We start from the raw sequence: 11,347 nt of genomic DNA, 5'->3' as shown, positions 1-11,347 counted from the left end.
TAGAGTGCGCGGCCCCCTCATCCGCCCTACGGGCACCTTCTCCCCGCTGGGGAGAAGAGGAAACGAGACGTTGCGGCATATCCCTTCTCCCCCACGGGGAGAAGGTGCCGGCAGGCGGATGAGGGGGCCACACCGCACCAGTCAAACCATCCTCAAATCGACAACCGCCCATGCCAACCATCAACCTTAAACCAGACCCTCGATCGCCTCACGCACCGCGCCCTCGTCCATCTCGTGCAGGCCGATGACCACCAGCCGCGTGCGGCGCGTCTCGCCGGATGCCCAGGCGCGGTCGAAATAGTGGTCGATGCGGCTGCCGACCGCCTGCAGCTGCAGGCGCATCGGCTTGCCGGGGACATCGACGAAGCCCTTGAGGCGCAGAACGTCGTGTTCGGCGATGATGCCCTTCAGGCTCTCGACGAAGGCGACGGGATCGGCGACCGGGCCGAGATCGACGACGAAGCTGTCGAATTCGTCGTGGTCGTGCGGCGTACCGTCCTCGTGCTCGAGTTCGTGGTGGGACTTGCGGTTGCCGATATCCTCCTCGGTGCCGATGCCGAGCCCGAGCAACACGCTCGTCGGCACCACGCCGTTTTTGGCCTCGATGATCACCGGTTTGCGCGCGGTGCGCGAGGCAACCTCTTCACGCACACGAGCAAGGCCGGCGCCGTCGATCAGGTCGGTCTTGTTGAGGACGATCATGTCGGCGCAAGTGAGCTGGTCCTCGAACAGCTCCTCGATCGGGCTTTCGTGATCGAGCGTGTCGTCCTCGACACGGCGGGCTTCGACGGCATCGTGATCGTCGGCGAAACGGCCGGCGGCGACGGCGGCGCTGTCGACCACGGTGATCACGCCATCGACGGTCACCTGCGTGCGGATGTCAGGCCAGTTGAAGGCGGCGACCAGCGGCTGCGGCAGGGCAAGACCGGAGGTTTCGATGACGATATGATCAGGCCGGTTTTCGCGCTCCAGGAGCTTACTCATCGTCGGAATGAAGTCGTCGGCGACCGTGCAGCAGATGCAGCCATTGGTGAGCTCGATGATATCGTCCTCTGTGCAGTTTTCCGCCCCGCAGCCCTTCAGCACCTCGCCGTCGACGCCGAGGTCGCCGAACTCGTTGATGATGAGCGCGATCTTCTTGCCATTGGTGTTGGAAAGCAGGTTGCGGATCATCGTCGTCTTGCCGGCGCCGAGAAAGCCGGTGATGACGGTGGCGGGGATCTTCTGCTGGCTCATAAAATTCAACCCTTCATTTTCAGCGGCAGTCCCGCCGCGATAAAATACACGTCCGCGGCGACCGCCGCGATCATCTGGTGCAGCCGGCCGGCATGGTCGCGAAACTCACGCGCCATGCGATTGTCCGGCACGATGCCGAGGCCGACTTCATTGGAAACGATGACGAGGCGCGCCTTGGCGCGCGGCACGTGGGCGGCAAGCGCCGCGAATTCCGCCGCCATGTCGCGCTCCTCCATCATCAGATTGGTGACCCACAGCGTCAGGCAGTCGACAAGCACCGCCCGCCCCCCGCCGTCGATCGCGGCCAGCTGGCCGACAAGATCGAGCGGCTCCTCATGCGTGGTCCACAGGTCGCCGCGATCGGCCTTGTGCTGGTCGATCCGCGCGCGCATCTCCTCGTCCCAGGCACGCCCGGTGGCGACGTAGTGGCGCTCGAGGCCGCTGTCGATGACGCGTTGTTCGGCGAAGCGAGACTTGCCGGAGCGCGCGCCGCCGAGGATGAGGGTGGAGGAAGCCGTGGTCATGCCGGAACGGCTTCCATTGTCGAGCGCCGCGACCCGCCAAGATCGCCCTCATTCCTGTGCCCAAGCTTGGCTCGGGCGATGTCACAGGAATCCAGTGCGCCCAAGTCCTTGGGCGCGAGAGACCACCGACCCAGCAGAAAAGAGTCATTCACCGCGCGGACGCACGGTGGCTGGATTCCTGTGACGAGCACAGGAATGAGGGAGCTTATATCGAACATCGCGAGCGTCCGGCCTGACGCCGACGCCAAAATCTCATTGTCTGCCATGACAACCTCCGTGCTGGCATCGGGCAAAGCGCCCCGGGTTGGGCTTTGCGCCCGGCACGAGTGGCAGGTCTCCTGGCTCGCGGGTCCAGGCGACGATCGGGAGAGCAGCAAGTGGCTCTCCCGATCGTGCCATCGGATCTTCCTCGCCTTCCCGGCTGCAATCATGAAAAGGCGGACGATTCGTAGATAGGGAGGCGTCCAACCCCGGTTGATCATGGCTTGCATCGCCAGTGGCTTTTCCGCCGCCTTCAGCCCCTTGTCCGCCTGCACCACGCAGGCATCAGGCAAGAGCGCATCCGACGCCGGACGGAAGACCCTGACCGCTCTACAGTCGCGGGGTCGGCTGTGATGAAGGCGCCCTGGTTGGGTCCACCCCGTCACATTCCCTTTTCATCCGCATCGCTTTTGGCGATCCGGAACCATCCGTTATCGATCCATCGTTAGGCAAGCGCGGCCGCGAAGTCAATCGACCGCCAAACGCCGCCACCAGCCAAATTGGCGAGACGCATTCCAAAGACGATCATCTCTACCAGATTTATCGTCTATAATCATGGACTTAATGTCAAAAAAAACTTGTTGTGCCGGCCGGGTTTTCGCCGCATTTGCAGCGCAAGCGGCCAGCACCGCTTTATCCCCATTCCCGCACAACCTTGAACGGGCCGCCGCCCGCCCAATTTTCCCACCATGCGCCTGAAAATCAATCTCCGACAGCTCGGCCCGATTCACACGCTTCTCGATGTCGGGCGCATGCGCGCGCTCTTGCGGCGCAGCGAAATGGGCATGGTGCTTGCCGGCGCGTTGGTCGGCGTCACCTCGGGCCTCGCGGTGACCGCGATGAGCCTGATTTCGCGTGAAATGCACAGCCTGATCTTCGGCATCAGCGACGTCGAACGCCTGAGTTCGTCCGAGATCAACGACAAATTCCTGCTGATGGCGGCCCCGGTCGCCGGCGGCGTCCTGCTCGGCCTCCTGATGTACGTGCTGGCCAAGACCCGCAAGAAGCCGATGGTCGACCCGATCGAGGCCAACGCGCTGCATGGCGGCCGCCTGTCGCTGACCGACAGTATCATCGTCGCGATCCAGAATCTGATCTCCAACGGCTTCGGCGCCTCGGTGGGCCTGGAGGCCGGCTATACCCAGCTGGCCTCGGGCATCGCCTCAAAGCTCGGTTACAAGCTCCAACTGCGCCGCGCCGACCTTCGCGTGCTCGTCGGTTGCGGCGCGGCGGGCGCCATCGCGGCCGCGTTCAATGCGCCGCTCACGGGCGCCTTCTATGCGTTCGAGCTGATCATCGGCACCTACACGATCGTCTCGCTGACACCGGTCGTCGTCTCGGCGCTCGTCTCCACGCTGATCGCCCGCTGGCTGGGCGGCAGCGATTTCATCATCGATATCGGCGATTTCGGCACCGTCATGCCCGCCGATTACATACCCGCCATCCTGCTCGGCGCTTTCTGCGCCGGCATCGGCATCCTGATCATGCAGGGCGTCGCCTTCGTCGAGGAGCTTGCCCGCCGCAGCTCGATCGCGCTCCCGTTTCGCCCCGCGCTCGGCGGCATCGTCGTCGGCCTGCTCGCACTGGTGACCCCCCAGGTACTGTCGGCCGGACACGGTGCCCTGCAACTCAATCTCGCCCGCGATGTTGCCATTCCGGCGCTGGTGGGTCTGTTTCTGCTGAAGGCGTTTGCGTCGGCGATCTCGATCGGTTCCGGGTTCAGAGGCGGTCTTTTCTTCGCCTCGCTGTTCATGGGCGCGCTGCTCGGCAAGTTCTTCGCCTACTCGGCCCCCTATTTCGCCCAGGCGTCGCTGACGCCGATCATCTATGCCGTCGTCGGCATGAGCTCGCTTGCCGTTGCCGTCATCGGCGGGCCGCTGACCATGACCTTCCTGGCGCTCGAGATCACCGGCGACTTTCCGATCACCGTGCTGGTTCTCGCCGCCGTCATCACCTCCTCGCTGGTCGTACGCAGCACCTTCGGCTACTCCTTCGCCACATGGCGCTTCCACCTGCGTGGCGAAAGTATCCGCAGCGCCCACGATGTCGGCTGGATTCGCAATCTGACGGTGAACAAGCTGATGCGCGCCGACGTCAAGACGGCCAAGGTTGGCACCAGCATCGAAGCCTTCAAGGAAAGCTTCCCGATCGGCTCGGCGCAGCGCGTCATCCTGGTCGAAGACAGCGGCAAATATGCTGGCCTCGTGCTCGTTCCCGATATCTACGCCAACCTCACCGACACCGCCGACGAGAGCAAGGGCCTGGACGAATTCGTGCGCTACCGCAACGACTTCCTGACGCCGCAGATGAACGCCAAGCAGGCCGCCGCGATCTTCGACAAGACCGAGAGCGAAGCGCTCGCCGTCGTCAACAATCTCGTCGAACGCACCGTGGTCGGCCAGCTCAGCGAAGCCCACACGCTACGTCGCTACAGCGAAGAACTGGACCGCCGCCGCCGCGAGGTCTCGGGCGAAATCTAGTCTTGCGGGCTGAGCAGGCTATCCAGCCAGCGCTTGTCCAGATGGGTTTCGAGCTCGGCGGCAACCTCGTCGAGCGCCTGCTCGACGCCGGCACGATAATTATGGCTCTGGCCGGTCAGGCCGAAGCTTGCGAGCAGCCTGGCCCGGTAGCCGTCACTCGCGAACAACCCATGCAGATAAGTGCCGGCGATCCGCCCATCGCCCGAGATCGCTCCGTCGGGCTCGCCGTCGACGATCGCGAAGGGCCGCACCCGATCGGCGCCTTCGGTCGTTCCGAGATGTATCTGATAGCCCGAAAGAGGCTCGCCGGTCTCGGCCGAAACCGCCACGCTATTGCGGACCGTCTTCTCGGCGTCCATGACGGTCTCGACCTCGAGCAGCCCGAGCCCCTCGATCTCGTGCACGCTCCCTTCGACCCCAAGCGGATCACGGACCATCCGGCCCAGCATCTGATAGCCGCCGCAAATGCCGATGACCCGTCCGCCGCGCCTGACATGCGCGGCGAGATCATTGTCCCAGCCCTGCGCCCTGAAATCGGCGAGATCGGAAATGGTGGATTTGGAACCCGGAAGGACGATCAGCTGCGCATCGACAGGCAACCGTTCGCCGGCGCGCACGAAAACCAGTTCCACATCCGTCTCCGCCAGCAGTGGATCGAGATCGTCGAAGTTCGCAATCCGCGGCAACACCGGAACGGCGATCTTGAGCGCCCCCGCCTTGCCCCGCGCCAGCCGCTCCAGCGCCACCGAATCCTCGGCCGGCAACCGCGCCGTCGCCTTCAGCCACGGCACCACCCCGAAGCAGGGCCAGCCGGTGAACCGACCGATCGCGGCGATCCCGTCGTCGAACAGCGACACGTCGCCGCGAAACTTGTTGATGATATAGCCCGAGATCATGGCGCGATCCTCGTCGGACAGGATCGTGTGCGCGCCGACGAGAGAGGCGATCACGCCGCCGCGATCGATATCTCCGACGAGAACGACAGGCACGCCGGCCCGCGTCGCGAACCCCATATTGGCGATATCGCCGGGCCGCAGGTTGATCTCGGCCGGTGACCCCGCTCCCTCCACGATGACGAGATCGGCGCCGCGAGCGATCCTGTGAAAGCTTTCGGTGACGTAGTCGAGCAGCTGCGGCTTGAGCCTCTGGTAGTCGCGCCCCTTGGCCTGCCCCCAGACCTTGCCCTGCACGATGATCTGGCTGCCGACATCCGATTGCGGCTTCAAGAGCACCGGGTTCATATGTACGGATGACGGTACCCGCGCGGCCATCGACTGCAGCCACTGCGCCCGCCCGATCTCGCCGCCATCATCGGCGACGGCGGCGTTGTTCGACATGTTCTGCGGCTTGAACGGGCGCACTTGAAGACCGCGATTGGCCGCCAGCCGGCACAGGCCGGCGACGAGCACCGTCTTTCCGACATCCGAGCCGGTTCCTTGCAGCATGATGGCTTTGGTCATTGGCGCGGCGCTCCGAAAAACTGGGAGACGGCGTACAACGGCGCTTCGGTACCGGTCAATCGCAACCCGCCGATCGCAAGCGCCCTAAATGCGAAAGCCGCGCAGACCTGAGGTCGCGCGGCTTGCCGAAATACGCTGGCGCTTTGCCCATACGCGGCGAAGCTCACGCTCCCCGGGACGCAATACCTGATCCGGGAAAGCAGCGGTTGTCCCCCGCCACGCCGCTATTCTTAGCGCCACATCGTTACCGGATGGTTAGTGAGCACTTAACCAAATATGAATTGTGGCGGTTTTGACGATTTTGTTTCGGCAACGATATGAGCCGGCGGGACAGGTTGCCGCAAGCAAGCGATTGCATAAACGCGCCGAACACGGATCGCCACCACCGGCGATGCACGACAGACTGACGACATGGAGAATGACGATGACCTCAGCCCCGTTTCCCGATCCCGAGACGATCGCGGCCAGGCTTTCCGCGCTGGGCGAGCAGGACAAGTCCTATGTTGCGCTTGTCATGGAAAATCCCGCGCAGGACGACAGCCTGCTCGACGGCATTCACCGTTACCTCGACCATGCCTCGCGCGCGCCGTTCCTGAATTCGCTGAAGCTCGAGGCATTCGGAAAATGGATTGGAGACGCAGCGCCGCCGCGTCTCCAGATTCGGTTGATGGAGGCTTCCAAGTCCAGCCAGCATCCTGCTTATAGCGCCTTCCGCAAGGGCCTGACGGCATCCGGCGGGCTGGACAAAGCCTATCCGCAGGCGAAAATCTGAGCCGGCTTACCGCTTGGCCGCGTGATCGACGCTGCGACCGGCATCCTGCGTGGCGTTGACGGCGTTCGCCGTGTCGCGACCGACGCCACGGATGGTATTGGCGCACGAGGCCAGGGTGAACAGAAGCATGATGGCAGCACCAATCTTTACCGTGGTGGTCATTGTCGGAAATCCCTTGTTAAAAACCGCTCTCCGCAGACAGTCGCGCGACTGCTGCGCGGTGATAACGCACTGAACCCAAAAAGGTTTCAGGCCGGCTTCCGTTTTTTTGACCGCCATTAGCCGGCCACAGGTCACGGGGCCCGGAAGGCTTCAGGCGGCGATCGCCTTGGCCTTTTCGCTGAATGCGAGCCGGATACTTTCGGCCACCGTTTTCATCGGCGCGGTCAGCTGCGAGATGGTCAACAGGCGGATATCGAAGGAGCCGAGCTCGGGCAGCCCGTCCTGCGCGCCGAGGATGACCATGTCCTCACCGACATAGGAGCGCGGCAGCGGCGCGATCGCCAGATCGGAGACCACGGCGGCGCGCTGCGCCATCGTGTGACCGCTGAGAAACGCCACGCGAAAATCCCGCTTCATCCGTTCGAGCTGCGCAAGCGCCTCGAGCCGCCAGATGCACCCCTCTTCCCAGATGGAGATCGGCAGCGGCTCGCGCCGATGCGCTGTGCCGCACTTGGCGCCGGCCCACACCAGCCGCTCGCGATAGACGATCTCGCCATCGGTCGGCAGCGGGCGCGTGGCGCAGTTGATCAGCGCCAGATCGAGCCTCTGCTCCTCCATGCGCTTTCTAAGCCCGAGGCTCATGTCTATGGTCACATCGACCATGATGCCTGGAAAACTCTCGCTGAAGTTCTTCAGGATACCCGGCAGGATGCGCTCGCCGATATCCTCCGGCGCTCCCAGCCGCACGACGCCGCTGAGCTCGGGCATGATGAAGCGCGATACCGCCTCATTCGACAGAGCCAACATGTTGCGCGCGTAGGACAGAAGAACCTCGCCATGCTGGGTCAGCGAAACGGAGCGCGCGTCGCGCAGAAACAGCGTGGCGCCGAGTTGCTCCTCTAGTTTCTTGATCTGCATCGAGACGGCCGATGGCGTTCGGAAAACAGCCTCGGCCGCGGTCGAAAAATTGCCGGTCTCCGCGATCGCCACGAAAGTGCGCAACACATCGTTGTCGAGGAGCGGAATGGGACGGCGAAGCGGAGCTGTCATCATCTCATCTTTCAATTTTCCTGATACATAACACAATATCATTTTGTTTGATTGAAAGTCAATCGCGGTTCAATCTGGTTGTCATCGGAGCACTTCGGAAGGAGACAAACCGATGACCATCGCGATCCTGATAGACACACTGCGCAATTTCATCGGCCGTCGCCGGGTTCTCAAAACGCGGCGCGCCGCCATCGAACAGATCGCGCGCCAGCCCGTCCACCTAGCAGCCGACGTGGACATGCCGCGCCGATACGCGCCAGCAGGCATCACCGTCGTCATCATCACCGCCATCGGCTGCCCGATCCGGATTGTCGGCCAATCATTCAAAATCCTTGATGATAGCCATAAACTCTATTCGTTTGATTGATGGACCATGTGGGATCATATCAGTGACAACGAATTCACAACCGAGAGACGTCGGTCGATACGCGAAAGGACATTCGACATGACCACGATCACCTTCAGAGACAACAAGCTGCCCGGTGCGGCGCATCATGATCACTCCCTGTCCGCCTACGCCCACAAGCTTGCCCGCGCATGGCATCAGTGGCAGGCTGCGCGCGAAATCGAAGCCATGCCGATCGACATGCGCAAGGATTTCGGCTGGCCGTCGGCCGATAATGTGGACGACCACAAGGCGATGTAATGGATGCGACATACCTCCCCGCGCGAAAGCGGCGCCTGCCTCCAAGCAGCGCCGCTTTCGTCGTTTCAGGACCTTCCGGATTTAATCTTGAATTTCAGGAACATGTATTTCGCAGGCGGCGTTTGGCGAACATTTGTTCTTGTCAAAAGCCAATTGATCGCCGTCAATTATAGCCATGTCGCAATTTTGCTCTTTGCGGCCGCATTTTTCCATGAGAATGTCGCTTTCTGAATATCGAAGCGGCGCAATCCAAGCACCAATAGCGCATTGGCCCTCCATCATGGATTTCTCACATGAGCAAGATGTCGCATAAGAAACGCTCCATCGTCTTCTTCATGGTTCCGCAGTTTACGATGCTGCCCTTTTCGGCCGCGATCGATACGCTGCGTATCGCCAACCGCATGCTGGGCTACCAGGCCTATACCTGGCGCCTGACCTCGGTGGATGGCGAAAAGGTCTACTCCTCCTGCGGCATCGGCGTCGAGGCCAACACGTCGCTGGCCGACGAGCGCCGCAATCTCGGCGGCGAGAACCGCCCGAGCATGGTGCTGGTCTGTTCCGGCATCGACGTCGAGGAATTCAACAACAAGTCCGTCAATGCGTGGTTGCGCGAATCCTACAATCGCGGCGTCGCCGTCGGCAGTCTCTGTACGGGCGCGCATGTGCTTGCTCAGGCCGGTCTCCTGAATGGCAAGCGCTGCGCGATCCACTGGGAAAACCTGCCGGGCTTCTCCGAGGCCTTCCCGCAGGCAGAGGTCTATGCCGATCTCTACGAGGTGGACAGCAATCTCTACACCTGCGCCGGCGGCACCGCTTCGCTCGACATGATGCTAAACCTGATCGGCGAGGATTTCGGCGAGACGCTGGTCAACCGCGTCTGCGAGCAGCATCTGACCGACCGCGTGCGCAGCCCGCACGACCGCCAGCGCCTGCCGCTGCGAGCGCGCCTCGGCGTCCAGAACGGCAAGGTGCTGTCGATCATCGAATTGATGGAAGGCAATCTCGCCGAGCCGCTGTCGCTGCTGGAGATCGCCGATGGCGCCGGCCTGTCGCGCCGCCAGATCGAGCGTCTGTTCCGCCAGGAAATGGGTCGCTCCCCTGCCCGCTACTATCTCGAGATCAGGCTCGACCGCGCCCGTCACTTGCTGGTGCAATCGTCGATGCCGGTCGTCGAAGTGGCCGTCGCCTGCGGCTTCGTCTCCGCCTCGCACTTCTCCAAGTGTTATCGCGAACTTTATCACCGCTCACCGCAGCAGGAACGCGCCGAGCGTAAGATGACGATGGCGACCGCACGCCACGCGATCGCCGCCTGAGCCTTACGCTTCGCCGACAATCGTTTCACGACGGCGGCCGCGAAACGCTGTCGTGAACGCGTCGTTACTGCGCCGCCGTCGTCACCACGCGCGCATCGGAGTAAACCTGATTGCGCCCGGAACGCTTGGCCATGTAGAGATACTGGTCCGCGGCGTTGAGATAGTTTTCGAACGTCTCGTAACCGCAGATTTCGGCCACGCCGATCGAGACGGTGACCGAGATGTCCTCCTCGTCCTCGGCAACGATCTTCAGCGATTGGATATCCTCGCGCACACGATCGCAAAGGGCTGTGGTGGCAGCCGAGTCCAGTCCGGCGAACAGCATGGCGAACTCCTCGCCGCCGACGCGCGACAAGAGATTGTCGCTGCCGATGAACTCGCTCTGCAGCCGCGCGGCGACCGCCTTCAGCACCCTGTCGCCGATTTCGTGGCCGCGGGTATCGTTCAGCTGCTTGAAATGATCGATATCGAGAACGGCGACCGAGGCGGGCCGGGCGCCGCGCAGGCATTCCGTGACGATTCTGCGGTCCTTGATCGTAGAAGTAGCGCCTGTTGTAGAGCCCGGTGAGATAGTCGCTCGCCGCCGCCGCCCGCAGTTGCCTGATCTGCGTCAGCGTCTCGATATTGTTCGAGATGCGGCATTGCAGTTCTTCCGGCACGAAGGGGCGGTAGACGAAATCGCTGGCGCCGGCCTTCAGGAAGCTGGCCGACAGCAACCTGTCACCCGACGAGGATATGCCGATCACCCGGATGCGCTCGGTGCTGTAGCGGTTGCGGATCCGTCGTGTCAGTTCGTATCCGTCCATGTCGGGCATATGATGGTCGGTCAGAACGAGTTCGATGTCGGGGTGCCGTTCCAGCACCTCCAGCGCCTCGATCCCCGTCCCCGCCTGGCACACCTTGAACTGCTGGGCTTCCAGAAGTTCGACGAGCGCGCTTCGGGCGGAAACCACGTCATCGACGACCAGAACCCGGGTTCTGCGGTTCGAGATCGCGCGGCGCACGGCGGCGATCAGGTTGTCGAGCGCGAACTCGTTATCCTTGACGACGTAGTCGACGACGTTACGCGATGTGATCCGGTTGCGCACGTCGACATTGAACGACGCCGTGAAGACGACGGCGGGGATATCCTGCGCAAGGATCTGGTCAAGCGCCTCGCCATCCCTGGAGCCAGGCAGATTAAGGCCAACGACCGCCATGGTGAAACCGTCCGACGCATCCTTGAGCGCCGCGTCGAGCGCCTCCTGAGACGCGCAATGCGTCACCGTCAGCCCGAGTTCCGTCTCGAAACGGTGTGACAGCACGGACGAGAACATTCGCGGATCCTCGACCAAAAGCAATGTGCGGCCTTCGCGCTGCGATGCCTGCTTCTCACGCAGAATATCTGATTTCATGACAGTCACTTGCCTCTATGCGGCGTTGCCTTGCGAACGAACTCCACCC

At 62.6% G+C, this 11,347-nt stretch carries 11 protein-coding genes, 1 pseudogene and 1 riboswitch; of the genes and pseudogenes, 5 read left to right on the top strand and 7 right to left on the bottom strand.

From position 1 onward, the window contains the following. Positions 1-186: 186 nt before the first annotated feature. A complete protein-coding gene (gene cobW / locus P3R82_RS14950; RefSeq protein WP_283194414.1) occupies positions 187-1,236 on the bottom strand; it encodes a cobalamin biosynthesis protein CobW in 1,050 nt (349 codons plus the stop codon). A gap of 5 nt (positions 1,237-1,241) precedes the next feature. Further along, on the bottom strand, positions 1,242-1,760 hold the full coding sequence (gene cobU / locus P3R82_RS14945; RefSeq protein WP_283194413.1) for a bifunctional adenosylcobinamide kinase/adenosylcobinamide-phosphate guanylyltransferase: 519 nt from the start codon (positions 1,758-1,760) through the stop codon (positions 1,242-1,244). Positions 1,761-2,070: 310 nt separating this feature from the next. After that, positions 2,071-2,465, bottom strand: a riboswitch (cobalamin riboswitch). Positions 2,466-2,710: 245 nt separating this feature from the next. Between cobU and P3R82_RS14940 the strand changes: the two genes are divergently transcribed. Next, positions 2,711-4,501 carry a chloride channel protein gene (locus P3R82_RS14940; RefSeq protein ID WP_283194412.1) on the top strand — a complete coding sequence of 597 codons (1,791 nt, stop codon included), beginning with the start codon at positions 2,711-2,713 and terminating at the stop codon, positions 4,499-4,501. On the opposite strand, the gene P3R82_RS14935 is transcribed toward P3R82_RS14940, so the two are convergent. Continuing rightward, positions 4,498-5,961 carry a cobyric acid synthase gene (locus tag P3R82_RS14935; RefSeq protein ID WP_283194411.1) on the bottom strand — a complete coding sequence of 488 codons (1,464 nt, stop codon included), beginning with the start codon at positions 5,959-5,961 and terminating at the stop codon, positions 4,498-4,500. The genes P3R82_RS14940 and P3R82_RS14935 overlap by 4 nt on opposite strands. A 424-nt stretch (positions 5,962-6,385) precedes the next feature. Here P3R82_RS14935 and P3R82_RS14930 point away from each other — a divergent pair, with 424 nt between their 5' ends. After that, positions 6,386-6,733, top strand: a complete 348-nt coding sequence (locus P3R82_RS14930; RefSeq protein WP_183898983.1) for a hypothetical protein — start codon at positions 6,386-6,388, stop codon at positions 6,731-6,733. Between the two features lie 6 nt (positions 6,734-6,739). On the opposite strand, the gene P3R82_RS14925 is transcribed toward P3R82_RS14930, so the two are convergent. Next, the gene (locus tag P3R82_RS14925; protein ID WP_183898984.1) at positions 6,740-6,895 is read right to left on the bottom strand and encodes an entericidin; all 156 of its coding nucleotides are present in this window, start codon (positions 6,893-6,895) and stop codon (positions 6,740-6,742) included. A gap of 150 nt (positions 6,896-7,045) precedes the next feature. Then, positions 7,046-7,987 carry a LysR family transcriptional regulator gene (locus tag P3R82_RS14920; protein ID WP_283194410.1) on the bottom strand — a complete coding sequence of 314 codons (942 nt, stop codon included), beginning with the start codon at positions 7,985-7,987 and terminating at the stop codon, positions 7,046-7,048. A gap of 70 nt (positions 7,988-8,057) precedes the next feature. Between P3R82_RS14920 and P3R82_RS14915 the strand changes: the two genes are divergently transcribed. Both P3R82_RS14915 and P3R82_RS14910 read left to right on the top strand, forming a co-directional pair. Further along, positions 8,058-8,312 carry a hypothetical protein gene (locus tag P3R82_RS14915; protein WP_283194409.1) on the top strand — a complete coding sequence of 85 codons (255 nt, stop codon included), beginning with the start codon at positions 8,058-8,060 and terminating at the stop codon, positions 8,310-8,312. Between the two features lie 78 nt (positions 8,313-8,390). Then, entirely contained in the window at positions 8,391-8,591 is a 201-nt protein-coding gene (locus P3R82_RS14910) for a hypothetical protein (RefSeq protein ID WP_283194408.1), read from the top strand. A gap of 81 nt (positions 8,592-8,672) precedes the next feature. On the opposite strand, the gene P3R82_RS14905 is transcribed toward P3R82_RS14910, so the two are convergent. Beyond that, a complete protein-coding gene (locus P3R82_RS14905) occupies positions 8,673-8,873 on the bottom strand; it encodes a hypothetical protein (RefSeq protein ID WP_183898988.1) in 201 nt (66 codons plus the stop codon). A gap of 11 nt (positions 8,874-8,884) precedes the next feature. Between P3R82_RS14905 and P3R82_RS30300 the strand changes: the two genes are divergently transcribed. After that, complete coding sequence (locus P3R82_RS30300; RefSeq protein WP_183898989.1) at positions 8,885-9,904, top strand: GlxA family transcriptional regulator; 1,020 nt, start codon at positions 8,885-8,887, stop codon at positions 9,902-9,904. 64 nt (positions 9,905-9,968) lie between these two features. On the opposite strand, the pseudogene P3R82_RS14885 reads toward P3R82_RS30300, so the two are convergent. Then, positions 9,969-11,298 (bottom strand): annotated as a pseudogene (locus P3R82_RS14885) (diguanylate cyclase). Positions 11,299-11,347 lie beyond the last annotated feature (49 nt).

The organism is Rhizobium sp. AN80A, from assembly GCF_030053015.1.
In the GTDB taxonomy this organism is placed as follows: Bacteria; Pseudomonadota; Alphaproteobacteria; order Rhizobiales; family Rhizobiaceae; genus Rhizobium; species Rhizobium metallidurans.
This window is presented reverse-complemented; position numbering and strand designations above follow the sequence as displayed.

Coding starts and splice junctions, on each gene's coding strand:
- cobU (WP_283194413.1), bottom strand. CDS start 1,760: ATGACCACGGCTTCCTCCACCCTCATCCTCGGCGGCGCGCGCTCCGGC.
- P3R82_RS14935 (WP_283194411.1), bottom strand. CDS start 5,961: ATGACCAAAGCCATCATGCTGCAAGGAACCGGCTCGGATGTCGGAAAG.
- cobW (WP_283194414.1), bottom strand. CDS start 1,236: ATGAGCCAGCAGAAGATCCCCGCCACCGTCATCACCGGCTTTCTCGGC.
- P3R82_RS14930 (WP_183898983.1), top strand. CDS start 6,386: ATGACCTCAGCCCCGTTTCCCGATCCCGAGACGATCGCGGCCAGGCTT.
- P3R82_RS14905 (WP_183898988.1), bottom strand. CDS start 8,873: ATGATGGAGGGCCAATGCGCTATTGGTGCTTGGATTGCGCCGCTTCGA.
- P3R82_RS14920 (WP_283194410.1), bottom strand. CDS start 7,987: ATGATATTGTGTTATGTATCAGGAAAATTGAAAGATGAGATGATGACA.
- P3R82_RS30300 (WP_183898989.1), top strand. CDS start 8,885: ATGAGCAAGATGTCGCATAAGAAACGCTCCATCGTCTTCTTCATGGTT.
- P3R82_RS14940 (WP_283194412.1), top strand. CDS start 2,711: ATGCGCCTGAAAATCAATCTCCGACAGCTCGGCCCGATTCACACGCTT.
- P3R82_RS14925 (WP_183898984.1), bottom strand. CDS start 6,895: ATGACCACCACGGTAAAGATTGGTGCTGCCATCATGCTTCTGTTCACC.
- P3R82_RS14915 (WP_283194409.1), top strand. CDS start 8,058: ATGACCATCGCGATCCTGATAGACACACTGCGCAATTTCATCGGCCGT.
- P3R82_RS14910 (WP_283194408.1), top strand. CDS start 8,391: ATGACCACGATCACCTTCAGAGACAACAAGCTGCCCGGTGCGGCGCAT.